General features: G+C 67.0%; 22 protein-coding genes. 13 read left to right on the forward strand and 9 right to left on the reverse strand.

Going from position 1 to position 24,849, the window contains the following annotated elements:
- Positions 1-10: 10 nt before the first annotated feature.
- Positions 11-1,138 carry a CoA transferase gene (locus RT614_RS28335; protein ID WP_313625843.1) on the forward strand — a complete coding sequence of 376 codons (1,128 nt, stop codon included), beginning with the start codon at positions 11-13 and terminating at the stop codon, positions 1,136-1,138.
- 201 nt (positions 1,139-1,339) lie between these two features.
- Positions 1,340-2,731, forward strand: a complete 1,392-nt coding sequence (locus tag RT614_RS28340) for an APC family permease (protein WP_313625844.1) — start codon at positions 1,340-1,342, stop codon at positions 2,729-2,731.
- 12 nt (positions 2,732-2,743) lie between these two features.
- Here RT614_RS28340 and ggt read toward each other — a convergent pair whose 3' ends face one another.
- A complete protein-coding gene (gene ggt, locus RT614_RS28345) occupies positions 2,744-4,504 on the reverse strand; it encodes a gamma-glutamyltransferase (RefSeq protein WP_313625845.1) in 1,761 nt (586 codons plus the stop codon).
- 219 nt (positions 4,505-4,723) lie between these two features.
- Here ggt and RT614_RS28350 point away from each other — a divergent pair, with 219 nt between their 5' ends.
- Positions 4,724-5,629, forward strand: a complete 906-nt coding sequence (locus RT614_RS28350) for a LysR family transcriptional regulator (protein ID WP_313625846.1) — start codon at positions 4,724-4,726, stop codon at positions 5,627-5,629.
- A gap of 90 nt (positions 5,630-5,719) precedes the next feature.
- On the opposite strand, the gene RT614_RS28355 is transcribed toward RT614_RS28350, so the two are convergent.
- Positions 5,720-6,712, reverse strand: a complete 993-nt coding sequence (locus tag RT614_RS28355; protein WP_313625847.1) for a tripartite tricarboxylate transporter substrate binding protein BugE — start codon at positions 6,710-6,712, stop codon at positions 5,720-5,722.
- 161 nt (positions 6,713-6,873) lie between these two features.
- Here RT614_RS28355 and RT614_RS28360 point away from each other — a divergent pair, with 161 nt between their 5' ends.
- The gene (locus RT614_RS28360) at positions 6,874-7,854 is read left to right on the forward strand and encodes an AEC family transporter (protein ID WP_313625848.1); all 981 of its coding nucleotides are present in this window, start codon (positions 6,874-6,876) and stop codon (positions 7,852-7,854) included.
- A 70-nt stretch (positions 7,855-7,924) separates the two neighbouring features.
- Here RT614_RS28360 and fumC read toward each other — a convergent pair whose 3' ends face one another.
- Positions 7,925-9,322 carry a class II fumarate hydratase gene (gene fumC / locus RT614_RS28365; RefSeq protein ID WP_313625849.1) on the reverse strand — a complete coding sequence of 466 codons (1,398 nt, stop codon included), beginning with the start codon at positions 9,320-9,322 and terminating at the stop codon, positions 7,925-7,927.
- Between the two features lie 162 nt (positions 9,323-9,484).
- Here fumC and tsaE point away from each other — a divergent pair, with 162 nt between their 5' ends.
- Together tsaE and RT614_RS28375 are read left to right on the forward strand one after the other, a co-directional pair.
- Positions 9,485-10,024: a tRNA (adenosine(37)-N6)-threonylcarbamoyltransferase complex ATPase subunit type 1 TsaE gene (gene tsaE / locus RT614_RS28370; protein ID WP_313625850.1), complete on the forward strand. Its 540-nt coding sequence runs from the start codon at positions 9,485-9,487 to the stop codon at positions 10,022-10,024.
- The gene (locus tag RT614_RS28375) at positions 9,952-11,334 is read left to right on the forward strand and encodes an N-acetylmuramoyl-L-alanine amidase (protein WP_313625851.1); all 1,383 of its coding nucleotides are present in this window, start codon (positions 9,952-9,954) and stop codon (positions 11,332-11,334) included. Before tsaE ends, RT614_RS28375 begins: the two co-directional genes overlap by 73 nt.
- Before the next feature lie 72 nt (positions 11,335-11,406).
- Here RT614_RS28375 and RT614_RS28380 read toward each other — a convergent pair whose 3' ends face one another.
- Positions 11,407-12,045, reverse strand: coding sequence for a VTT domain-containing protein (locus tag RT614_RS28380; protein ID WP_313625852.1), 639 nt, complete (start codon positions 12,043-12,045; stop codon positions 11,407-11,409).
- Positions 12,046-12,144: 99 nt separating this feature from the next.
- Between RT614_RS28380 and mutL the strand changes: the two genes are divergently transcribed.
- Both mutL and miaA read left to right on the forward strand, forming a co-directional pair.
- Positions 12,145-14,097 carry a DNA mismatch repair endonuclease MutL gene (gene mutL, locus RT614_RS28385; protein ID WP_313625854.1) on the forward strand — a complete coding sequence of 651 codons (1,953 nt, stop codon included), beginning with the start codon at positions 12,145-12,147 and terminating at the stop codon, positions 14,095-14,097.
- A gap of 1 nt (position 14,098) precedes the next feature.
- Entirely contained in the window at positions 14,099-15,058 is a 960-nt protein-coding gene (miaA, locus tag RT614_RS28390; RefSeq protein WP_313625856.1) for a tRNA (adenosine(37)-N6)-dimethylallyltransferase MiaA, read from the forward strand.
- A gap of 107 nt (positions 15,059-15,165) precedes the next feature.
- Here miaA and purM read toward each other — a convergent pair whose 3' ends face one another.
- On the reverse strand, positions 15,166-16,215 hold the full coding sequence (gene purM, locus RT614_RS28395) for a phosphoribosylformylglycinamidine cyclo-ligase (protein ID WP_313625857.1): 1,050 nt from the start codon (positions 16,213-16,215) through the stop codon (positions 15,166-15,168).
- A gap of 517 nt (positions 16,216-16,732) precedes the next feature.
- On the opposite strand from purM, the gene hda reads away from it, so the two are divergent.
- From hda to RT614_RS28415, 4 genes are read left to right on the forward strand one after another with little or no spacing between them, the layout of a single operon-like run.
- The gene (hda, locus tag RT614_RS28400) at positions 16,733-17,434 is read left to right on the forward strand and encodes a DnaA regulatory inactivator Hda (protein ID WP_313625858.1); all 702 of its coding nucleotides are present in this window, start codon (positions 16,733-16,735) and stop codon (positions 17,432-17,434) included.
- Positions 17,431-18,129 (forward strand): HAD family hydrolase, encoded by a 699-nt coding sequence (locus tag RT614_RS28405; RefSeq protein ID WP_313625860.1) that lies wholly within the window; start codon positions 17,431-17,433, stop codon positions 18,127-18,129. The genes hda and RT614_RS28405 overlap by 4 nt, the downstream gene beginning before the upstream one ends.
- Positions 18,129-19,490: a polynucleotide adenylyltransferase PcnB gene (pcnB, locus tag RT614_RS28410; protein WP_313625862.1), complete on the forward strand. Its 1,362-nt coding sequence runs from the start codon at positions 18,129-18,131 to the stop codon at positions 19,488-19,490. Before RT614_RS28405 ends, pcnB begins: the two co-directional genes overlap by 1 nt.
- 4 nt (positions 19,491-19,494) lie before the next feature.
- On the forward strand, positions 19,495-19,983 hold the full coding sequence (locus RT614_RS28415; protein ID WP_313625864.1) for a 2-amino-4-hydroxy-6-hydroxymethyldihydropteridine diphosphokinase: 489 nt from the start codon (positions 19,495-19,497) through the stop codon (positions 19,981-19,983).
- Between the two features lie 30 nt (positions 19,984-20,013).
- Here RT614_RS28415 and RT614_RS28420 read toward each other — a convergent pair whose 3' ends face one another.
- From RT614_RS28420 to RT614_RS28435, 4 genes are read right to left on the reverse strand one after another with little or no spacing between them, the layout of a single operon-like run.
- Positions 20,014-20,910 (reverse strand): sugar kinase, encoded by an 897-nt coding sequence (locus RT614_RS28420; protein WP_313625866.1) that lies wholly within the window; start codon positions 20,908-20,910, stop codon positions 20,014-20,016.
- 9 nt (positions 20,911-20,919) lie between these two features.
- Positions 20,920-21,783, reverse strand: coding sequence for a CoA ester lyase (locus RT614_RS28425; protein WP_313625867.1), 864 nt, complete (start codon positions 21,781-21,783; stop codon positions 20,920-20,922).
- Positions 21,780-22,973, reverse strand: a complete 1,194-nt coding sequence (locus RT614_RS28430; protein ID WP_313625869.1) for a CaiB/BaiF CoA-transferase family protein — start codon at positions 22,971-22,973, stop codon at positions 21,780-21,782. The genes RT614_RS28425 and RT614_RS28430 overlap by 4 nt, the downstream gene beginning before the upstream one ends.
- A complete protein-coding gene (locus RT614_RS28435; protein WP_313625871.1) occupies positions 22,970-23,800 on the reverse strand; it encodes a MaoC family dehydratase N-terminal domain-containing protein in 831 nt (276 codons plus the stop codon). Before RT614_RS28435 ends, RT614_RS28430 begins: the two co-directional genes overlap by 4 nt.
- Before the next feature lie 147 nt (positions 23,801-23,947).
- Between RT614_RS28435 and RT614_RS28440 the strand changes: the two genes are divergently transcribed.
- Positions 23,948-24,841, forward strand: coding sequence for a LysR family transcriptional regulator (locus RT614_RS28440; RefSeq protein WP_313625872.1), 894 nt, complete (start codon positions 23,948-23,950; stop codon positions 24,839-24,841).
- Positions 24,842-24,849 lie beyond the last annotated feature (8 nt).

Genomic DNA, 24,849 nt, shown 5'->3' on the forward strand with positions numbered 1-24,849 from the left:
CTGAAAACCCATGGCCCATACCCTACCCAACGCCGGCGCCCTGGCGGGCTGCAAGGTGATCGACCTGTCCCGCGTGCTGGGCGGCCCCTACTGCACGCAGATCCTGGCGGACCACGGCGCCGACGTGCTGAAGATCGAGCCGCCCGGCGGCGACGAAACGCGCGGCTGGGGCCCGCCCTTCCTGGGCGAGACGGCCTCGTACTTTGTCGGCGTGAATCGCAACAAGGACGGAATGACGCTGGACCTGTCGCAGGCGGCGGGCCAGGAGTTGCTGCGGCATCTGCTGGCCGACGCCGACGTGCTGGTGGAAAACTTCAAGCCCGGCACGCTTGAAAAGTGGGGCTTGGGCTACGAAGAACTGAAGCAGGCGTTCCCCGCGCTCATCCACTGCCGCGTCAGCGGCTTCGGCTCCGACGGCCCGCTTGGCGGACTACCCGGCTATGACGCCTGCGCGCAGGCGATGTGCGGCCTGATGAGCGTGAACGGTGAGGCCGACGGCGAGGCGACGCGAGTCGGCCTGCCCGTCGTGGACATGGTGACGGGGCTGAACGCGGCCGTCGCCATCCTGCTCGCCTTGAACGAGCGCACGCGCAGCGGGCTGGGGCAGTTCCTGGACATCACGCTGTACGACTGCGCGCTGTCGCTGCTGCACCCGCATGCGCCCAATTACTTCTACAGCGGCAAGGTGCCCCAGCGCAGTGGCAACGCGCATCCCAACATCGCTCCCTATGAAACCCTGCCCACCGCCAGCGGCCCGGTGTTTCTTGCCGTGGGCAACAACCGCCAGTTTGCGATGTTGGCGCAAGTGCTGGACGCCGGCTGGCTGGCGGAAGATCCGCGCTATGCCACGAATGCGGACCGCCTCAGCAACCGGCCGGCGCTGCGCGACGACCTGTCCGCCCTGCTCGCGAAGCACGACGCCGCCGCCCTGGCCGACCGCCTGCTGCGGGCCGGCGTGCCCGCGGCCGCCGTGCAGACGGTGGACCAGGCGCTGGCGCATCCCCACACCCGCCATCGCGGCATGGTGCTGGAACAGGGCAGCTACCGCGGCGTGGGCTCTCCGATCAAGCTGTCGCGCACGCCGGCGACACTGCGCAAGCTGCCTCCGGATCTGGCCAAGCCTGCCGGGCAGGACTGACCCAGAGCATTCAATCGCGCCCGGCACACGCCGGGCTTTTTTTCGCGCCTGATTCACGGCGCACGACACGTTTTTCACAGCCGCCAACAACTTAGACATTTCGTTTCAGCACGCGTCCCCGTTGCCGCCTTAGACTTTTTTCAGCACCTCGCGTTGCCTTGGCACGCATCTCCCCAGAGCCACATAAGAGGAAAAAAGACTATGGCCACGAAAGATACGCAAGACCACGCTCAGCTGAAAAGGGTGATGGGCCCGAAGCTGCTGCTGTTGTTCATCGTCGGCGACATCCTGGGCACAGGCGTCTATGCGCTGACCGGCCAGGTGGCCGCCGAAGTCGGCGGCGCGGCCTGGCTGCCATTCCTGGTTGCGTTTGCAGTGGCGCTGCTGACCGCGCTTTCCTACCTTGAACTGGTCACCAAGTATCCCCGCGCCGCGGGCGCCGCGCTCTATGTGCACAAGGCGTTCGGCGTGCACTTCCTGACCTTCATCGTCTGCTTCACGGTCATGTGCTCCGGCCTGACATCGGCCGCCACCGCCTCGCAAGCGTTTGCCGCCAACCTGTTCGCGGCCATGGGCATCCAGGCCGACAAGACCTGGATCACGATGGGCGCGCTGGGCTTCATGCTGCTGGTCATGCTGGTGAACCTGCGCGGCGCGGCCGAAAGCGTCAAGGCCAACGTGGTGCTCACGCTGATCGAGCTGTCGGGTCTGCTGATGGTCATCCTGCTGGGCTTTTACGCCATTTCGGGCGGGCAGGCCGATTTCTCGCGCGTCGTGGCTTTCGACACGCCGGAGGACAAGAGCGTCTTCCTGGCCGTCACGTCCGCCACCGCGCTCGCGTTCTTCGCCATGGTGGGCTTCGAGGATTCCGTCAACATGGCCGAGGAAACGCATGATCCGAGCCGGATTTTCCCAAAGGTCATGCTGACCGGACTGGGCATCACGGCCGTGATCTATATGCTGGTGTCGATCTGCGCCGTGGCGCTGGTGCCTGTGGGTGAACTGGCCAAGAGCAACACGCCGCTGGTGCTGGTGGTCAAGCGCGCGGCGCCGGACCTGCCGGTCGAATACATCATGCCCATCATCTCGATGTTCGCTGTCGCCAACTCCGCGCTGATCAACATGATGATGGCCAGCCGGCTGCTGTACGGCATGTCGCGCCAGGGCGTGCTGCCGGCCTTCCTGGCCCACGTGCACCGCAAGAACCAGACGCCGTGGACGGCCATCCTGTTCACCACGGCGCTGGCATTTGGACTGATCATCCTGGTGGCGCTGGCCGACTCGCAGGCCATCCGCGCGCTGGGCGGCACCACCGCGTTGCTGCTGCTGGGCGTCTTCGCCTTCGTCAACGTCGCCGTCCTGGTGCTGCGGCGCGACAAGGTCCAGCACCACCACTTCACCATCAGCCGCATCGTCCCCTGGCTGGGCGCGGCGGCGTGCCTGTTCCTCGTCACGCCGCTGACGGGACGCGACGTCATCCAATACCAGGTGGCGGGCTGGCTGCTGCTGCTTGGCGTCGTGATGTGGGGCCTGACCTACCTGGCCAAGCGCCGCGAGTCCAGGATGGAACTGGACCCGTCGTCGCTGGAATGAATGCCGGCGGCGTCAGCCGCCTTGCGCCAGGCCTTCGCGGCGCGGATCCGCGCCGCCCTGCAATCCCGCGGCATCGATGACGATGCCGTGGATGCCGCTGGGAAACTCGGTGATTCGCACCGGGTGGCCCATGCGCTCGAGTTCAGGCGCTAGCGCTTCCAGCGGCGTGCCTTTCTCAAGCTCGGTCTCCTTGTTGCGGCTGCCCATGTTGGGCAGGTCTATGGCCGACTGGATGTCCAGTCCCCAGTCCAGCACGCCCACGATGGTCTTGGCCACGTAGTTGATGATGGCGCTGCCGCCCGGCGATCCCACCAGCATGTGGGGCTTGCCGTCGCGCAGCACGATCATCGGGGCCATCGCGCTGCGCGGGCGTTTGCCCGGCTCGATCCGGTTGGCGACGAGTCGACCTTCGGGATCCTTGAACGACGAAGAAAAGTCCGTCATCTCGTTGTTCAGCAGAAAGCCGCGCACGAAGATCTTGCTGCCGAATTCGCTTTCGATGGTGGTTGTCATCGTCAGCGCATTGCCTTGCGCGTCCACCGCCACCAGATGGCTGGTGGACGGCAGTTCCAGCGCGTTGTCTTTGCCCAGCGACAGCAGCTTGCCCTCGGGGTCGCCCGGCAGCGCGACCTTCATGCTGCGGTCCGGCTGGATCAGGGCCCCGCGCGCGCGCAGATAGGCCGGGTCCAGCATGGCGCGAACCGGCACGCGCACGAAGTCGGGATCGGCCACGTAGAAATCGCGGTCGGCAAAGGCCAGCCGTCCCGCCTCCGAAAAATAGTGGACCGCCTGCGCGCTGCCGGGCGCATAGCGGTTGAGCGGAAATTGTTCCAGTTCGCCCAGCATCTGCAGCACGGCGATGGGACCGCTGCTGGGCGGGCCCATGCCGCAAAGCTCATAGCCGCGATACGCGCCACAGACAGGATCCCGCGTCTTGGCGCGATAGCCCGCCAGATCTTCCAGCGTCAGGTCGCCCGGTGTGGCATGGCCATGCACGGCGGCCACGATGTCGCGCGCGATGTCGCCCTGATAGAACGCATCCGCGCCCTGGGTCGCAACGGCGTGCAACGTGCGCGCGAAGTCCGCATTCTTCAGCACGTGCCCCACCGGCCAGGGCGCGCCATCGGGCGCATAAAAATATGCGGCGGCCGCCGATTGCTCGGGCAGCGCCTTGTTGCCCGCCAGCAGCGAATGCAGTCGGGGCGATACGGCAAAGCCCTGCTCCGCCAGCCGGATGGCAGGCTGGAACAAGTCGGCCCAAGGCAGCTTGCCCTGTTCCTTGTGCGCCAGTTCAAGTCCGCGCAGAAGGCCCGGCACGCCCACCGACATGCCGTTGTTGACGGCCTGCGCGAACGGCAGCGGTTTGCCCTGGGCATCGAGGAAGCGGTCGGGACGCGCGGCCGCCGGCGCGGTCTCGCGGCTGTCGTAGGTGCGGATGCGGCCATCCTTCGCCGAATAGACGACCATGAACGCCCCGCCTCCGATGCCGGACGACTGCGGCTCCACCAGGTTCAGGACGAGCTGTGTGGCGATGGCGGCGTCCACCACGCTGCCTCCGCGCCGCAGCATCTCGTCCCCGGCCTGCGTGGCCAGTGGGTTGGCCGACACCATCATGAAATGCGGCGCGCGGACAAGCTGGCGCGACTGGACGCCGCTGGCCGCTTCGGGATTCAGGTCCTCGACCGGTGGCGTGCGCGCGTAGCCCGCCGACAGAAAGGACAGGCCCGTCATAGCGGCGGCGAGCAGCAGGACGGCGTGGCGGCGTAGTCGCATGGTGGGCTCCGGGGGTCGCCGGGACGTCCGGCTGGGGTCCATGATAGTCAAGGGCCGGGCGGCTGTCGCGCCGCGAACAGGCCCCTCGCGGTGAATGGGCGCGCGAAGAGCCGTGCGCAAGCGCTTCGTCGCTCGTCGCTGGTCGGCCGTCGTCGGTCGCCCGCCGCCCCTTCCCGGCATAGAATCGCGTTTCCGGTCCACCATCCCCCAGTTCGTGCCATGCGCCTGCGCCACATCGAGATATTCGAAGCGATCCGCCGCACCGGATCCCTGACCGAAGCCGCTGCGGCGCTGCACATCTCGCAACCCGCCGCCAGCAAGCTGCTGGCCCACGCCGAAAGCCAGCTCGGTTTCAAGCTTTTCGACCGTGTCAAAGGTCGGCTGGTCGCCACGCGGGAAGCCGAGATCCTCACGCCCGAGATAACGCGCCTGAGCCAGGACCTGAACAGCGTGCGCCGCCTGGCTTCGAACCTGCGCGACCGGCCCAACGGCCATCTGCGCCTGGGATGCGCCCCCGCGCTGGGCCTGGGCCTGCTGCCGGGCGTGGTGCGCGACAGCCGAGAGGCGCAGCCCGGCATCACCTTCGACATCCACACCCACCACAGCGCCGAATTGGTGCAGGGCTTGCTGGCTCGCGAGCTGGACCTGGCCGTCACGTTCGACACGAACGACTACCCCGGCCTGACACGCATGGGGCTTGGACACACAGAGCTGGTTTTCCTGAGCCGCAAGTCCGCCAGCGGCCCCATGCGTTTATCCGAGATCTCCACGGCGTCCGGCGAAACGCTGATCGTGCTGGACGCCGGCGACGCCGCGGGCGCGCTGCTGCAACTGGCGCTGGATGCGCAGGGGCTGGCTCCGCAGGTCGCCATCCAGGTGCAGACCCATTACGTGGCTTGCGCGCTGGTGGATGCGGGCTGCGGCGACGCCATCGTCGACGCCATCACCGCGCAGGCCATGCTGCGCCCGGGCATGCGCCTGCGCCGCCTGGAACCCGCATTGCGCGTGCCGATCAGCATCATGACGCGCAACCAGGATCCCCTGTCGGCATTGCACCGCGACCTGATCGAACGCCTGCGCGCGGCATGCAGCGCGCGGCTGGCCGGGCTGGACGCGCAGCCCTGAAGGGGCATTCCGGCGGAACGCAAAACGGGCGCCCTGAGGCGCCCGCTTCGTGTGCGTCGGCCGGGGCAGCCAGGGCCGCCCCGTGCAGCATCAATCCAGCTTGATGTTCTGCTTCTTCACGACGTCCTGGGCCCAGTCGAACTGCTCCTGGATTTCCTTGGCGAACTCTTCCGGCGTGTTGCCCGACGGAGCCGAGCCTTGCTCGTCCAGCGCCTTGATGACCTTCGGGTCCTTCAGGGCGACGACGGCAGCGTCACGCAGCTTGTTCACGACGTCCATCGGCGTGCCCTTGGGAGCCAGGAGGCCATACCAGACCGGCTGGTTCAGGACGGGGTAGCCCGCGTCCTTGAAGGTCGGGACGCCCTTGACCGCGGCGATCTGCTCGGGCCAGGCGATGGCCATGGCGTTCAGCTTGCCGGCCTGGATCTGCGGCATCGACGACGGCAGGTTGTCGAACAGGATTTCGATCTGGCCGCCGACGGCGTCAGCCAGCGCGGGACCCGAACCCTTGTAGGGCACGTGCACGATGTCGGTGCCCGTGGCCATCTTGAACGATTCGCCCATCAGGTGCAGCACGCCGCAGGTGCCCGAGCTGCCGTAGGAGTACTTGCCGGGATTCTTCTTCAGTTCTTCGATGAAGCCCTTGAAGTCCTTGGCGGGGAACTTCGGGTTCACGGCCACGACGTTCGCGGTGTTGGCGAAGTTGGTGACCGGCTGGAAGTCCTTGATCGGGTCGTACGGCAGGTCCTTCGGACGGCATGCCGGATTGACGGCCATCGTGGAAACGGTGGCGATGGAAAGCGTGTAGCCGTCGGCAGGCGCACGCGCGGCTTCAGCCGCGCCGATGGCGCCGCCCGCGCCGCCCTTGTTTTCCACAACCATCGGCTGACCGAGTTCCTGGCTCATGCGCTGCGTCACGAGGCGCGCGATGATGTCGGTGGAGCCGCCGGGCGCGAACGGAACGATCACGCGGATGGCCTTGCTGGGGTACTTGTCTGCGGCGTGGGCGACCGAAACGCCCAACGTGCCGGCAGCGCCGGTAGCAAGGGCGATGGCCACTGCCAGAGAGCGGACCTTATTCATAGATGTGTTTCCTCCAAGATTGCGAGCCCGTATGTAGACGGACCGTTGTGTGATGTGCCCGCCTGTAGGCGGACCAGCAGATAACGGTGCGGGCGCATTGCTTGTGCGCAGCGTGTCTAGGCTGCATTTATGGATTGCTTGTGGCACACGCGCCCGCCAGAATGTCGGAGAATAGCAGCAAATGCTTACACCCGCATAGCGCGCCAATTCCCGGCCTACGCCTGACAAAATCCACTTCCCACATGTCGGTTGCACTCCTGGTTTTCCCTGATTTCATGCTGGTCGCGCTTGGTTGGGCGCTACGTCACAAACTGGGTTTCTCACGCGAATTTTTTGCAGGCACGGAGCGGCTGGTCTACTTCGTGCTGTTCCCCGCGCTGCTCTTCCAAGCCATCCTGCGCACCCCCATCACGGCAGGCAATGCCGCCATGCTGCTGCAGGCCACCGCCGCAGTCGTCGCCGGCGGCGTTGCCCTTGCCTGGCTGGCGGCGCTGGCGCTGCGCCCCTCGTCGCTGGCCCTGGCTTCGTCCGCCCAGTGCGGCTACCGGTTCAACACCTATATCGGCCTGGCGCTGTCGGCCAGCCTGGCGGGCTTGCAGGGCCAGACGATCATGGCGCTGATCGTCGGCTTCGCCGTGCCCATGGCCAACGTCGCGGCGGTGTACGGGCTGGCGCGCCACAGCGGCGGCAACCTGCTGCGCGAGCTCGCCCGCAACCCGCTGGTGGTGTCCACGCTGCTGGGCCTGGCCTGCAACCTGGCCGGCCTGCAATTGCCCGGCCCGGTGGACACGGTGCTCGCCAGACTGGGCGCGGCCGCCATCGCGCTTGGCGTCATATGCGTGGGCGCCAGCCTGGCCTGGGAAGGCGGCAAGGGCTACGGGCCGCTCATCGCCTGGATGCTGGCGGTCAAGCTCGTCGCGCTGCCCGCCCTCGCCTTGCTGACGGCGCACCTGCTGGCTCTGCCGCCGCTTGAATCGCGCATGCTCCTGCTGTTCGCGGCGCTGCCCACGGCGTCTGCCGCGTATGTGCTGGCGATGCGCATGGGCGGCGACGGCCGCATGGTCGCGGTTCTGATTTCACTGGGCACCCTGCTCTCGGCGGTCACGATTCCGATGTGGCTGCTGCTGGCGGGACAGGCCTGATTTCCGCAAAGATTTCCGCAAAGAAAATGGCCGCCCGACGCGGGCGGCCATCGCTATCGCGCGGCGCCGATTACGACGGCTTGTGCGCGTTCGTCATCGAACCGGGCACGACCCATTCGGCAAACTGTTCCTCGGTCACGTAGCCCAGCGCCAGCGCCGATTCCTTCAGCGACAGGCCTTCCTTGTGCGCCTTCTTGGCAATCTGCGCGGCCTTGTCGTAGCCGATGTGCGGGTTCAGCGCCGTCACCAGCATGAGCGAACGGTCCACCAGTTCGGCGATGCGGTCGCAGTTCGGCTCGATGCCGGCGGCGCAATGCTTGTCGAAGCTGGCCATGCCGTCGGTCAGCAGGCGCACGGACTGCAGGAAGTTGTGGATCACCAGCGGCTTGTAGACGTTCAGCTCGAAGTTGCCGCTGGCGCCGCCGATGTTGATGGCCACGTCGTTGCCCAGGACTTGCGAGGCCAGCATGGTGATCGCCTCGCACTGCGTCGGGTTGACCTTGCCCGGCATGATCGAGCTGCCCGGCTCGTTTTCGGGAATGCTGATCTCGCCCAGGCCCGAGCGCGGACCGCTGGACAGCCAGCGCACGTCGTTGGCGATCTTCATCAGGCCGGCGGCCAGGGATTTCAGCGCGCCGTGGGCGAACAGCAGCGCCTCATGCGAGGCCAGCGCCTGGAACTTGTTGGGCGCCGACACAAAAGCCGTGCCGGTGGCGTGGGCCAGTTCGGCCGACACCTTGGCGCTGAACTGCGGATGCGCGTTCAGGCCGGTGCCCACGGCGGTGCCGCCGATGGCCAACTGGTGCAGGCCCGGCAGGGTGGCGCGGATCTGCTGTTCGGCCAGGTCCAATTGGGCGACATAGCCGGACAATTCCTGGCCCAGCGTCAGCGGCGTGGCGTCCTGAAGGTGGGTGCGCCCGATCTTGACGATGTCGTAGAACTTGGCGCTCTTGGCGGCCAGCGTGGCGCGCAGCGCCTTCAGGGACGGCAGCAGATGATGCTCGACCTGCACCGCGGCGGCCACGTGCATGGCGGTGGGGAACGTATCGTTGGACGACTGGCCGCGGTTGACGTGGTCGTTGGGATGCACCTTGCGCTCTTCGCCACGCACGCCGCCCAACAGCTCCGACGCGCGGTTGGCCAGAACCTCGTTCATGTTCATGTTGCTCTGCGTGCCCGAACCGGTCTGCCAGACGGACAGCGGGAATTCATTGGGCCATTTGCCGGCGATCACTTCGTCGGCGGCGCGCATGATGCCGTCGGCCACCTTGGAGTCCAGTTCGCCCAGGTCGGCATTGACCTTGGCCGCCGCGCGCTTGAGCCGCGCCATGGCATTGACCAGAGGCTCCGGCATCTTTTCAGTGGAAATCGCGAAAAAATGCAGCGAGCGCTGCGTCTGGGCGCCCCACAGGTGATCTTCAGGGACTTCAATAGGGCCAAACGTGTCTTTTTCGATGCGGGTCTTCATGGCGCTTGCAACTCCGTGGCGGCGTCAGTCGCGGGCGGCGGCGGGCCGTCGTTCACGACATTATTGAGAATAACAATCAGTTATAGGTTAGCAGAAACCCGCATTCCTATAATTGCTCCAGTCTGTGCTCCGATCCTCGTTTTTTACCACTCGGCCCGCCCCATGTCCGCCCCTCTTTCCAGCCTGACCCTGCACCTGCCTGACGAAGCCGCCACGGAGGCGTTGGCGCGCCAGATCGCCCCCCTGGTGACTGGTGGCCGAAACGGCCCGGCAGGCGCATGTATTCACCTTCAAGGCGACCTCGGTGCAGGAAAGACGGCCTTCTCCAGGGCATTGTTGCGGGAAAGCGGCATCACAGGCCGAATCAAGAGTCCAAGCTACGCGCTGCTTGAATCCTATAAAGTTTCTAACTTATACTTCTATCACCTTGATTTTTATAGATTTAGTGATTCGCGCGAATGGTTGGACGCAGGATTCCGGGATTTACTGCGTGACGACGCGGTCGTTTTGATCGAATGGCCGGAGCGGGCGGGGGGTCTTTTGCCCCCGCCCGACCTGCTGATTTCCCTTGCCTATGCAGGCGACGGACGTGACGCCACCCTGACCGCGTACACCGCCCGAGGACAAACATGGTTGAACGCGATTGTCCCACCGCCCCAGACGGCGCCCTCCCCTCGGCAGGCGCCACCCGACGACGCCTGATCAGCGTCGCTGCCACCCTGCTCGTCCTGCCGGTCGTACCGCGACTGGCCCAGGCTGCGACGATCCTGGCAGTGCGCACCTGGCCCGCCGACGAATACACCCGCGTCACGCTGGAACTCGACAGCGAGCTCAAGGCCGAACAGTTCACGCTGGAAAATCCCCACCGCCTGGTGGTTGATATCGAGGGACTGACCCTCAGCGCGGCTCTGAACGACCTGGTTTCCAAGGTCCGCCCTGACGACCCCTATATCCAGAGCCTGCGCGTTGCGCAGAACCGCCCGAACGTGGTCCGGCTGGTGTTCGACCTGAAGCAGCCCGTGGCGCCTCAGGTCTTCACGCTCAAGCCGGTGGCGGACTACCAGTACCGCCTGGTGCTGGACTTGTACCCGAAGGTCGCCCAGGATCCGCTCATCGCCATCCTGAACAAGCAAAGCGGCCCCGACGTCGACGATCCGCTCGCGCGCATCCTGGAAGACATCCAGCGCAATCCGGTCACCCGGGCCGACCCGCCCGAGCCGCCGCGCGTGCGCGGCCAGCAGCCGGCGCCGGCTCTGCCCACACCGCCCAAAGCCCCGCCCACCGCCAGCCGCGGCAAGCAGCGCATGCTGACCATCGCGCTGGATCCCGGCCACGGCGGCGAAGATCCCGGCGCCATCGGCAGCAGCGGCCTGCGCGAAAAAGACGTGGTGCTGCGCATCGCCCGGCGCCTTAAGGCGCTGATCGACAGCCAGCCCTACATGCGTGCTTATCTGACGCGCGACGACGATTATTTCGTGCCGCTGCACGTGCGGGTGCAGAAAGCGCGGCGCGTGCATGCGGACCTGTTCGTTTCCATCCACGCCGACGCCTGGGTCAAGCCGTCGGCCAATGGCTCGTCGGTGTTTGCGCTGTCGCAGCGCGGCGCCACCAGCGCCCAGGCGCGCTGGATGGCCGACAAGGAAAACGCGGCCGACCTGATCGGCGGCGTCAACCTGGGCACCCATGACCGGCAGGTGGCCAAGGTCCTGCTCGATCTCTCCACCACCGCGCAGATCAACGATTCGCTCAAGGTGGGCAACGCCTTCCTGGACGAAATCAAGAAGATCAACCGCTTGCACAAGAACAGCGTCGAGCAGGCCGGCTTTGCCGTGCTGAAGGCCCCGGACATCCCGTCGGTGCTGGTCGAAACCGCCTTCATTAGCAACCCCCAGGAAGAGGCCCTGCTGCGCAGCGCTTCGCACCAGGACAAGCTGGCGCAGGCCATGATGACCGGCATCCAGCGCTACTTCACGGCCAATCCGCCGCTGGCTCGCCTGGGCGACGTCAGCTGACCGGCGCAGCAATACGAAAAAAGGGCTGTGCGCCATAGCGCACAGCCCTTTTTCTTTGTCCCGCCCGCGGCCCTATTGGGTCCGACGCGCCCGGAAGAGCTTGATGAACGCGGCGCCCACCACCGGCACGACGGCCGCGGCCAGACCCACCAGGACGATGGTGTTCAGGTGGTCGCGGACGATCGGGATATTGCCAAAGAAATAGCCGGCCGCCACCAGGCTGATCACCCACAGCAGCGCGCCCATGATGTTGAACATCTGGAAGCGCGCCGCCGACATGTCGGCCACGCCCGCCACGAACGGCGCGAACGTGCGCACCACCGGGATGAAGCGCGACATGACGATCGTCTTGCCGCCATGCTTTTCGTAGAACGCGTGCGTGCGCATCAGCGCGCCGCGATCCAGGAAGCGCAGGTTCATCGAAAACACCCGCGGCCCGATGTACCGGCCGATCGCGTAGTTCAGCGTATTGCCGGTGACCGCCGCGACGATCAGCAGCACGGACATCAGGACCGGGTCGATATGGCCGGTGGCGCCGAACGCGCCGGCAATGAACAGCAGCGAATCGCCGGGCAGGAAGGGCAGCACCACCAGCCCCGTCTCCGCGAAGACGATCATAAATAGCACCAGGTACACCCACGTGCCGTATTGCTCGACCCAGACGCCCAGCGTCTGGTCGATGTGGAGCACCATATTGAAAAACTCTAGCATTGAAGCGGCCCTGATATCGGAAGGGAATCAGTCAGCGACTATAGCCGACCGGACCATGACGCTAAAATCCTCCATACAGCTACACCAGACTTGAGCCCAATGACAGAACGCCGTTCCATCCTCGCGCTACCCGACCTGCTGATCAGCCAGATCGCCGCTGGCGAGGTCATCGAGCGCCCCGCATCCGTGCTCAAGGAAATCCTGGAAAACGCCATCGACGCCGGCGGGCGGGCCATCGAGGTCCGTCTTGAAGGCGGCGGCATCCGTCGCATCGCCGTCACCGACGACGGCGGCGGCATTCCGCCCGACGAGCTTCCGCTGGCGCTGGCGCGCCACGCCACCAGCAAGATCCGCTCGCTCAACGAGCTGGAATCGGTGGCCTCCATGGGATTTCGCGGCGAAGCCCTGGCCTCCATCGCCTCGGTGGCCCAGGTGTCCATCATTTCGCGCACCCGCGACGGCGAACACGCCTGGCAGATCGACGCCGGCAGCATGCACGTCGGCCCCGCTTCCGGCCCGCCCGGCACCACCGTGGACGTGCGCCAGTTGTTCGACGCCGTGCCGGCCCGCCGCAAGTTCCTGCGCTCGGAAGCCACGGAATTCGGCCATTGCGTGGACGCGATGGAGCGCATCGCGTTGGCGCACCCGCAGATCGCATTCCGCCTGTTCCACCACGACCGCGCGCAGCGCCAGTGGCTGCCGGCCGAACCGCCGCAGCGCATCCGCGACGTGCTAGGCGCGGAATTCGCCGAGCACGGCCTTTTGCTGTCGCATTCGGTCGGCACGGTCAGCCTGGCCGGCATGATCACCCGCCCCACGGCCGCGCGCGCCCGCGCCGACCGCCAGTATCTCTACGTGAATGGCCGCTACGTGCGGGACCGCACCGTCAGCCACGCCCTTCGGGCGGCGTATGCCGACGTGTTGCACGGCGACCGCCAGCCCGCCTACGTGCTCTTTTTGGACATCGACCCTGCCGCCGTGGACGTGAACGTCCACCCGGCCAAGCATGAAGTCCGATTCCGCGACAGCGGCGCCGTGCACCGCTTCGTTTCGCATGCGGTCAGCCAGACCCTGGCGCAGACGGGCGGATCGTCGGCCGTCGCGCCCGCCGCGCAAGACGCTGACGCGGAATTCGAAACCGTGGCGCGCCCCGCGACCGAAGCGGCGGCTACGCCCGCTGGCGCCTCCCCCGCAGCGCCCGCGTATCAATCCGCGCCTCGGCCCACCGCGGACGCAACGCGTCCCGGCTACGGCGGCGGCAACGGCGCGGCCTACGGCCTGCGCCCTTCGCCCGCTCCCCAACGCCCCCACACGCAGGTGCCTTTCCGCCTGCATGCGGAACCCGCCGGCATCCCGGCCGCCGACTGGCAGTCGCTCTATCGCCCGCTGAACGACGACTCCGCCGCCCGGACGGCGCCCCTGCGCGAACCCACGCCCGCTCCCAACGCCGCGCTGCCCACGGATGAAGAACATCCTCTGGGCATGGCGGTGGCGCAGCTGCATGGCGTCTACATCCTGGCGCAGAACCGGCGCGGCATGGTGCTGGTGGACATGCACGCCGCCCATGAACGCGTGGTCTACGAACAGCTCAAGCAGGCGCTGGACGCCCGCAGCCTGCCGCGCCAGGACCTCCTGGTGCCCGTGGTGTTCCACGCGCAGGAGAAAGACGTGGCGCTGGTGGAAGAGTTCGAAGAACAGTTGAACGAACTGGGATTCGAGTTGCGGCCATCTGGTCCCACGTCCATCGCCGTGCGCTCGGTGCCCGCCATCCTTGCCCGCGGCGACATCGAAACCCTGGCCCGCGCCGTGCTGCGCGACCTGGGCGCCGTCGGCGTGTCGCGCCTCTTGACCGAACAGCGCAACGAACTGCTGTCCACCATGGCCTGCCACGGCTCGGTGCGGGCCAACCGCAAGCTGACTCTCGAAGAGATGAACGGCCTGCTGCGCCAGATGGAATCCACCGAAAGGGCCGACCAATGCAACCACGGCCGCCCTACCTGGGTGCAGTGGTCCATGTCGGACCTGGACAAGCTTTTCCTGCGCGGACAATAGTTTGCCCTCTACCCTGCCCCCCGCTTCGAACCTCGTCCTATGCCTTGCCGGTCCCACTGCGGCCGGCAAGAGCGCCTCGACGCTTGCGCTGGCCGAGCGCTGGCCCATGGAAATCGTCAACGTTGATTCGGCCACGATCTACCGCGGCATGGACATCGGCACGGCCAAGCCCTCGCCCGAGGAACAGGCGCGCGTGCCCCAGCATCTGCTCGACATCCTGGACCCCGCGCAGTCGTATTCGGCGGCTGAGTTCCGCGCCGACGCGCTGCGGCTGATCGCCGAGATCCGCGCGCGCGGCAACATCCCGCTGCTCGCGGGCGGCACCATGATGTACTACAAGGCCCTGCGAGACGGCCTGGACGACCTGCCGCAGGCCGACCCGGCGCTGCGCGCCGAACTGGAGGCACGCGCTGCCCGCCTGGGCTGGCCCGCGCTGCATGCCGAACTGGCGGTGCTGGATCCCGTCACCGCCGCGCGCCTGGCGCCCAACGACAGCCAGCGCATCCAGCGCGCGCTGGAGATCTGCCAGTTGTCCGGCCAGCCCATGTCCGCGCTGCTGCAGCGCGGACAGCGCAAGCCCGACGACGACGCGAACCGCTACGTCACCATCAGCCTTGAACCCTCGGACCGCCTTGCGCTGCATGCGCGCATCGAACAGCGCTTTGACGCCATGCTGCGCAACGGCCTGCTGGACGAGGTACGCGGCCTGCACGCCCGGCCAGACCTGCATCCGGGTCTGCCGTCCGTGCGCTGCGTCGGCTATCGCCAGATGTGGGCGCATCTGGACGGCGAGATCGACCTGGACACCGCAAGGGAACAAGGCATCGCCGCGACCCGGCAATTGGCGAAGCGGCAGATCACCTGGCTGCGCGCGCAACCCGAACGCGTCATCGTGGACTGCCTGGCGTCGGACGCCGTGGCGCAGACGACAGACGCCGTGGCGCTGGCGCTTGCGAACTAGGTCCTGTCGCGCCCAGGAACGACGCCAACGCTCCATGCGCGCGCCAAGCGAAAAAAATGACCGCCGTTGCCGGCGGTCATTTTCATTGCAGCAAGGACGCCGCGCGCTTACACCACGAAGGTTTGCGCCATGCCGGCTTCCTGGGGAACGATCTCGCCCAGCTTGCTGACGGTTTCGCCCTGTTCACGCAGCGTGGCGGCGATGGCGTCGGCCTGGGCCGGATCCACCACCAGCACCATGCCGATGCCGCAGTTGAACACGCGGTACATTTCCGTGTCTTCGACGCCGCCCTGTTCTTGCAGCCACTGGAACAGCTTGGGCATTTCCCAGGCGTCGCGGTGCAGCTTGGCGGCCAGGCCGTCCTGCAGGATGCGCGGCACGTTGTCCAGCAGGCCGCCGCCCGTGATGTGGGCCAGGCCCTTGATGGCGGTGCCGTGCTTGGCCAGCGCGGCCAGCACCTGCTTCACGTAGATGCGCGTGGGGGCCATGACCACGTCGACCATCTTCTGGCCGTGGAAATCGTCGTCCGGCTTGGCATTGGCGCGCTCGAGGATCTTGCGCAGCAGCGAGTAGCCGTTGGAGTGCGCGCCGCTGGACGCCAGGCCCAGCACCACGTCGCCTGCCTTGATGGACTTGCCGTCGATGATGGCGGACTTTTCCACCGCGCCCACCGCGAAGCCGGCCAGATCGTATTCGCCGTCGGGGTACATGCCCGGCATTTCAGCGGTTTCGCCGCCGATCAGCGCGCAGCCCGACAATTCGCAGCCCTTGGCAATGCCGCCCACCACAGCCGCCGCCGTGTCCACCGAAAGCTTGCCGCAGCCGAAGTAGTCCAGGAAGAACAGCGGTTCCGCGCCCTGCACCAGGATGTCGTTGACGCTCATGGCGACCAGGTCGATGCCGACGGTGTCGTGGCGGTTCCAGTCGAACGCCAGGCGCAGCTTGGTGCCCACGCCGTCGGTGCCCGACACCAGCACGGGCTCCTTGAAGGTCTTCGGCACTTCGAACAGGCCGCCAAAGCCGCCGATACCGGCCAGCACCCCGGGGCGCATGGTGCGCGCGGCAAGGGGTTTGATACGGTCGACCAGGGCGTCGCCTGCGTCGATATCGACACCGGCGTCGCGGTAGGTCAGGGGGGCTTTAGGTTGGTTCGTCATGAGAAATGCCGTGGGGTATGTAACAATTGCTGGGATTTTGGTGGAACGCCCTGCATTTTACGATGACCGGGGCGCGGGCAGGCATGCGGGGCGCAAACCCAGGCCAGCCGTGGCCCTGGGACGCGACACCATCCCCCCAGGTGGTTTAAAGTGTAGGGTTGGCCGGTATTGATTTTGCCAGTTTCTGGCGGTTAGGGCTCAGGGCACCGTTCCGAGCGCAACCCCCGGGCACTGGTTGGGGTCATAAACCCGGGTCATAAACCCGGGTCATAAACCCGGGTCATAAACCCAGGTCATAAACCCGGGGACATAAGCCCGGGACATGAACCCGGATTACGAACCCGCGGCGTATCACGCCGGCCTTGCCAGGGCGCTTTTTGGCCCGTGTATCACCGATTTTCTTGGCTTTTCCGGCGCCCCGGCAGTGTTTGCCCGGCATTTCGCCCGCGGAAATCCGCTGCACAGTCCTGCGGCGCTGGTTTCCGGTGGTCTCGGAAGAGCCCGATTGATAACTCTCATGAACCGCCAGCTGCTGCTCGACGTTCTCCCCGCGCCAGCGCCATCGCTGAACAACTATATCGCCGGTCCCAACGGGGAAGCGCTGGCGGCCGTGCGCGCGCTCAAGCCGGGACGGGCCCTGTACATCTGGGGCGCCGCGGGCTGCGGCCGCACCCACCTCTTGCGCGCCCTGACCGCGCGCACCGACGCCGTCTTCATCGACCCGGCCACCGGCGAGAACATGCTGCGCCGCCTGGCCGAAGCCGATTCCAAGTCGCCGATGCCCCACTTCGTGGCCGTTGACGACGTTCATCGCATGGACGACAGCCGCCAGGCCGCGCTGTTCGCGCTGTACAACCGCTGGCGCGAATCCGCGGCCACGGGCCGCGCCTTTGCGCTGGCGCTGGCCGGCGACCGCGCCCCCCTGTCCATGCCCCTGCGCGAAGACCTGCGCACCCGCCTGGGCTGGGACCTGGTGTTCCGCCTGGATCCGCTGTCCGACGCGGACAAGCTGGCCGCGCTGTCGGCGCAGGCGGCCGAACGCGGCCTGCACCTTGCGACCGAAATCATCAACTGGATGCTCACGCACCACGAGCGCGACATCCGCAAGCTGGCGGCGCTGCTCGACGCGCTGGACCGTTATTCCCTGGCCACCGGCCGGCCCATCACCCTGCCCCTGCTGCGCGCCATGCTCGCAGATCCTGATTTACACCGCACATGACCTCTCGACGTCTCGCCCTGTTCGACCTGGATCACACCCTGTTGCCGCTGGACAGCGACTATCAATGGGCTGACTATCTGGCGCGCACGGGCCGGGCGGGCGATCCCGTCGAAGCCCGCCGCCTGAACGACGATCTGATGGACCGCTACAACCGCGGCGAACTGACGGCCGAGCAGGCCGCCGAGTTCATGCTCGGCCTGCTCGCCGCTCACTCGCCCTACGACCTGGCGTCCTGGCACGAAACCTTCATGGACGAGGTCATCCGCCCGTCCATCACCCCCGCCGCGCGCGACCTCGTGGAATCGCACCTGGAAGCGGGCGACCTCTGCGCCATCGTCACGGCCACCAACAGCTTTGTCACCGCCCCCATCGCCCGCGCCTTCGGCGTGCCCCATCTGGTTGCGACCGACGCGGAATACCTGCGCGGCCGCTATACCGGCCGCATTCTGGGCACGCCCAGCTTCAAGGAAGGCAAGGTGGTGCGCGTCAACGACTGGCTGGGCGGCATGGGTCTGGGACTTGCGGATTTCTCCGAATCGTTTTTCTATAGCGATTCGGTCAATGATGTACCCCTGCTCGAAAAGGTGACCCGTCCGATCGCCGCCAACCCCAGCCCCACCCTGCGCGGCATCGCCCTGGAACGCGGCTGGCAAGTGATCGACCTGTTCGACCACATGGAAGATTCGAAGTCCTAATGATCACTGAAACCATAAAAAAATTCGTCGGCCGACTGTTCGCGCCGACGCCCAAGGGGCCGTTGCGCATCGCGCGCGACAAGCACGGCATCGACCGCCGCAACGTGTCGCGCCACGCCATCAAGGTTTGCGAAGTCCTGCGCCAGCACGGCTACGAAGCCTATATCGTCGGCGGCGCGGTGCGCGACCTCATCGTGGGCCTTGAACCCAAGGACTTCGACGTGGCCACCAACGCCACGCCCGAACAGATCCGCCCGCTGTTCCGCCGCGCGCGCATCATCGGCCGCCGCTTCCAGCTGGTCCACGTGGTGTTCGGCCAGGAGATCATCGAAACCTCCACCTTCCGCGCGCCCGCCTCGGAAGACCAGGAAACCGACGAGCACGGCCGCATCCTGCGCGACAACGTGTTCGGATCGCAGGAAGAAGACGCCAAGCGCCGCGACTTCACGATGAACGCGCTGTATTACGACCCGCACAACGAGGAAGTCATCGACTACCACGATGGCGTGGCCGACCTGAAGAAGCGCCAGATCCGCATCATCGGCGATCCCACCAAGCGCTATCGCGAAGACCCTGTGCGCATGCTGCGCGCGGTGCGCTTCGCCGCCAAGCTCAACGGCACGATCGACCCGGCCACGCGCCAGCCGATCAGCACCATGGCGGACCTGATCGAAAACGTCCCGGCCTCGCGCCTGTTCGACGAAATGCTGAAGCTGCTGACCTGCGGCCACGCCATGGACTGCCTGCGCCAGCTTCGCGCCGACGGCCTGCACAACGGCCTGCTGCCGCTGCTGGACGTGGTGCTGGAGCAGCCCGGCGGCGAGCACTTCGTGGAGCTCGCGCTGGAACGCACCGATGCGCGCGTGCGCGCCGGCAAGACCATCAGCCCCAGCTTCCTGTTCGCCGCGCTGCTGTGGCAGCAGGTGGACGTCCGCTGGAAGCAGTTGCGCGCCCAGGGCGAGCACACCATCCCGGCGCTCTCGTCGGCCGCCGACTCCGTGCTGGACGAACAGACCGAAAAGCTCGCCATCCAGCGCCGCTTCTCGTCCGACATGCGCGAGATCTGGTTCATGCAGCCGCGATTTGAACGGCGCATGGGCAAGACCATCTACCGCATGATCGAACAGCCGCGTTTCCGCGCCGCCTGCGATTTCCTGCAGTTGCGCGCCGCCGCCGGCGAGTTCGACAGCGTGCTGGCCCAATGGTGGATGGACCTGGCCAACGCCGACGACGTGACCCGCGCCGACATGATCGAGGAAATCGCTCGCCAGCCGCGCGACGCCGATGCGCCGTCGGCGCCGGCCCGCAAGCGCCGCCGCACGCGTCGCAGCGGTCCGCGCAGCGCCCCCAGCGCCGACTGACGCCATGCCGCTTCCGCTTGTCCGCGCCTATGTCGGCCTGGGCGCCAACCTTGGCGACAGCGCGGCCACGCTGCGCCAGGTGATTGCGGAACTCAAGACAACGCCGGGCGTTGCCGCGGCGACGGCGTCGCCGTTCTATCGCAGCGCGCCCGTGGACGCCACGGGGCCTGACTTCGTGAACGCCGTGGCGGCGCTGGACACCAGCCTTGCCCCGCTTGAATTGCTGGACGTCCTGCAGGCGCTGGAAACCCGGCACGGGCGCCAGCGTCCCTACCGCAACGCGCCTCGCACGCTGGACCTGGACCTGCTGCTGCACGGCGACGCGCGCCTGAACGACGAACGGCTGATCCTGCCGCATCCCCGCATGCAATTGCGCGCCTTCGTGCTGCTGCCTTTGCGGGATCTGGCGCCGGGCCTGAGCCTGCAGGGCCGGCCCATCGACGCGTGGGTCGACGCGATCCGCGACCAGGCGATCGAGCGGATCGCCGAATGACCGCGCGCGGCGCACGCCGCGCGCCGCCCCTCATTCCTTGGGCGTGAACGCCATCATCGCCCGCTCGACGTCTTCGACGAGCGGCAGCCCTGCCTCATTGCCCAGATGCTGGATCTTGTGCGCCGACGCGGCGCGCGCAAACGTGAAGTGCTCGATCCACGGCTGCTCGGGCCGCGTCAGGTAGGACCACACATAGGCGCCGTGGAACACGTCTCCGGCGCCCGAGGTATCGACGATGCGTGAAGCCGGCACGTCCAGCGACGGCAACGTATCCACCCGCCCCGTCTCGTCGTACCAGAGCATGCCGCGCTCGCCCATGGTGACGGCGCCGATGCGGCAGCCGCGGTCCTTCAGCAGGTCAAGCAAGCCTTCAGGCGTCAGGCCCAATTGCTCGCACATGCGTTCCGCGCAGACCGCCACGTCGATGAAACGGAGCAGTTCGTCGGTGTTCTCGCGCACGCCGCCGCCGTCCAGCGACGTCAGCACGCCCGCCTGGCGGCACGCGCGCGCGTAATGCAGGGCGGCGTCGGGCTGGTGGCCATCCAGGTGCAGCGCGCGATAGCCGGCGATGTCCAGGCGCGGAAAGTCATTCAGGTATTCCACGTCTCGCGCGCGCAGGATCGCGCGTTTGCCGTGATTGGGCATGATGAAGGACAACGAGGAGCGGCGCACCTTGCGGGCATGCAGCGCCACGCCGTGCGCGGCCGCCATGTCGGTGTACATGTGGCCCAGCCAGTCGGCCGCCAGCGAACAGATCAGGTCGGGCGGCAAACCCAGCCGCGCACATGCGAACGCGGCGGTGACGGCATTGCCGCCGAAGGACACGGCGTAGTCCCGCGCCACGCTTTTCTGGTCGCCGGTCGGCCATTGGTCGGCCACGACGGTGACGTCGATGTAGGTATGTCCGATGAAGAGCGCTTCGCCCATGGACCTGCCTTATCCCCCGGTCACGCCAGGCCCGCCGGGATGGCTTCCCGACGACTCGCCCGCCTGCGCCAGCACCAGCCGGGCGCGGGCGATGACGGGCGCGTCGACCATCTTGCCGTCCAGCATGAAGGTGCCCGCGGACGTGTCGCGGTGGGCGGCGACGACGCGCCGCGCCCATTCAAGTTCTTCGCGGGCGGGCACGAACGCGGCGTGGATGACCGGCACCTGCGTCGGATGGATGCACAGCATGCCGCCGAAACCCATCTGCTGCGCGCGACTGGCGGCGCCGGCCAGCCCGGTTTGGTCCTGCACGCCGGGAAACACGCCGTCCAGCGCGGGCGCAAGGCCGGCGGCGCGGGTATGCAGCAATACCTGCACACGAGCCTGGTCCAGCACCGTTTCGGCGCCGGGGGTGTCGGGCGTCAGGCCAAGGTCCAGGCCGTAATCGAGGCTGCCGAAAGCCAGACGCGCGACGCTGGGCGTCGCGGCGATCTCGCCGGCGTTGAGGATGCCCTGCGCGGTTTCCAGGATGGGAATCACGGGCAGCCCGGCCTGAGCCGCGTGCCGCACCTGCATCATGCTTTCGGCCTTGGGCAGCAGGATGCCCGCCACGCCGGGCTTGCTGCGACAGGCTTTCAGATCGTCGTCGTGCCAGGAAGTCGAAGCGTCGTTGATGCGCACCCACACCCGCGCTTGGGGATTCATGCCCAGGAAATCACATAGGGCTTCGCGGGCCGTCGCCTTGGCCAGATGTTCCACCGCGTCTTCGAGGTCCACGATGACGGCATCCGCGCCGGCGGCCAGCGCTTTGGGTATGCGTTCGGCCCGGGACGCGGGAACAAACAGGGCGCTACGAACGACGGGATGCATCACACGACCTCCGAGGCATGGAGTTTCGCGACCTGTTCGGGCGCGTATCCCAGTGATGCTAGCACCGCATCGGTATTCTGGCCCACCGCCGGCACGGCCCCCATGCGCGGCTGGAAGGCGCTGCTGCTGGCCGGCGGGATCAGCGCCGGCAACGCGCCGACCGGGCTGTCCACCTGGCTCCAGCGCTGGCGCGCCTGCAATTGGGGATGCGACCACACCCCGGTCATGTCGTTGACGCGCGCATTGGCGATCTGCGCGTCCTCCAGGCGTTGCGTCACCTGTTCGATGGACAGGTCGGCGAACGCCTCCACGATCAGCGCGCGCAGCGCGTCGCGGTTGGCGGTGCGCAGCGAATTCGAAATGAAGCGCGGGTCTTCCGCCAGTTCGGCCTGGCGCAGCACCTGCGCGCAGAAAACCCGCCATTCACGCTCGTTCTGCAGGCCGAGCATGATGGTGGAGTCGCCACCCACCGGGAACGGCCCGTAGGGGTAGATGGAGGCATGCGCGGCGCCGGCGCGAACCGGCGGCGCCGCGCCGTCGAACGCGTAGTACATGGGAAAGCCCATCCACTCGACCATGCTCTCCAGCATGGACACGTCCAGGCGGCTGCCCAGCCCCGTCTTCTGCCGCAGCAGCAGGGCGTTCAGGATGGCGGAATACGCATACATGCCGGCAGCGATGTCCGCGATCGAGCAGCCGGCCTTGACCGGGTCGTCCTTCGTGCCCGTCACTGACAGAAAGCCGCTTTCGCTCTGGATCAGCAGGTCATAGGCCTTCTTGTCCTGGTAGGGGCCGCCTTCGCCGTAGCCCGAGATGTCGCAGACGATCAGCCGCGGATATTTCTGGTGCAGCGCATCGAAGGACAGGCCCAGCCGAGCCGCGGCGCCCGGCGCCAGGTTCTGCACCAGCACGTCCGCCGATTCCAGCAGGCGGTCCATGATGCCGCCGGCTTCCTCGCGCTTCAGGTCCAGCGTCAGGCTTTCCTTGGAGCGGTTGGTCCAGACGAAGTGCGAGGACAGGCCGCGCACGCGCTCGTCGTAGCCGCGGGCAAAGTCCCCGCTGCCCGGACGTTCGATCTTGATGACGCGCGCGCCCATGTCCGCCAGTTGGCGGGTGCAGAAAGGCGCCGCGATGGCGTGTTCCAGGCTGACGACGGTAATGCCGTCCAGCGGGCGGGAGGCCTGCATATTCATTCGGTGAACCTCAATTCGGCTTGGTGGGCCAGCGTGCCGTCCTGCTCGGCCCAGAGCTGGGCGAGGCCCGGCTCGGTCAAGCGGCCGGCCACCTGGAAGGGCGCGGGCGAAATCAGCGGGCGCAAGCCGCGGTAGGACAGATGCGTAAGCCGGGCCTTGGGATGGGCGCGCGCGAAGGCGGCGACCATTTCCGTGGCGATGAGCGGACCATGCACCACCAGGCCGGGATAGCCTTCGACGCCGGTGACGTAGGGATGGTCATAGTGGATGCGGTGGCCGTTGAACGTGACCGCGGAATAGCGGAACAGCAGGACCGACGTCGGATTGACCGTATCGCTCCACTGCGCCTGCGGCGCGGGCTCGCTGCCCGCCAGCTTGGGCGGGGTGGGCTGGCGATAGACGATGTCCTGCTCTTCCACGATGGCCGCTTCTCCCGACTGCAGGTATTCGTGCCGCACGGTCACGAACAGCAGCGAGCCGGTGCGGCCCGCCTTTTCCTTGACCTCGGCGACCGTGGACACGCGCTCGGCCGGCACGCCCACCTTCAGCGGCTGGCGGAATTCGACCCGGCCGCCTGCCCACATGCGGTTGCGGTCCTGCGCCGGAGGCAGAAAACCGCCCCGCGAGGGATGCCCATCCGTCCCCAATCCATCCATCCCGATCGTGGCGATGAAGAACGCCCATTGCCACAGGGGCGGCAGGTCGTCTCCCTGGCCAGGCACGGGGCCGCCCAGGGTCGCTGCGATGCGCGCGGCGTGGCCGGGATCCATGGCGTCGGCCTTGCGTTCGCCGCTGCCGATCCATGCGGCCGGATCTGTAGATGTCATGCCGAATCCTCTGAGGGAGTTTTTACAGCCTGAAGCATGCCCGCAAGCCGCTGACTATGTGAATTCGTTTTTCCTCAAGGCGGGGTTTGCTGCGCCTGAATCGGCCATCCGCGCCGAGCCGCGCCGCCGGGCCGTAATATATGGCGCATGCACTTCGACCTCGCCGACCTCCGACTGTTCATCCACATCGCCGAATCCCCCAGCCTGACCCAGGCGGCCAAACGGGCGCACCTGTCCCTGGCCGCGGTCAGCGTGCGGATCAAGGCGCTTGAGAACCAGCTCAATACGCGCCTCCTGTACCGCGACAGCCGCGGCGTGGAGATCACCCCCGCCGGGCAGAAACTGCTGCAGCACGCGCGAGTCATCATGCGGCAGGTGGATCACCTGAAGCACGACTTCCAGGAGCAGTCCGACGGCGACGCGGGCCATATCCGAATCTTCGCCAACACCACGGCCGTCACGGAATTCATGCCGGACATCCTGGCGCAATTCCTGGCCGGTCATCCCGGCGTCACCGTGGATCTGCAGGAACGCCTGACGCGCGACATCGTGCGCGGCGTGCTGGACGGCACCACCGACCTGGGCATCGTGGCGGGCCCCGTGGACGCGCCCGAACTGCAGACCATCCACTTCAGCACCGACAAGCTGGTGCTGGTCGTGCCCAATGGACATCCACTGCAGGACGAAGACAAGGTGAAGCTGGCGGACGCAGTGCGTTACCCCTTCATCACCATGCACGAAGGCTCGACGCTGGTGGCCTTTCTGCGCGACCAGCTCGAGCGGATCGGCCAGCGCCTGCCGCAGCGCATCCAGCTCTACAGTTTCGATTCGATATGCCGCATGGTGCAGGCCGGCGTCGGCGTCGGCGTCATTCCCGACTCGGCCGCGAAGCGCTACGGCGCCGACACCAAGCTGCGCGTCGTCGAGCTGGACGAACCGTGGGTGGTCCGCGAGCGCAAGCTGCTGGTGCGCGACATCGACGCCCTGCCCGGCTGCGCGCGCGAACTCATCGCGCAGATCCAGTCGCCGCTCGCGCCCTGAACCCGCGC

This window comes from Achromobacter sp., from assembly GCF_032102605.1.
Taxonomy (GTDB): domain Bacteria; phylum Pseudomonadota; class Gammaproteobacteria; order Burkholderiales; family Burkholderiaceae_B; genus Achromobacter.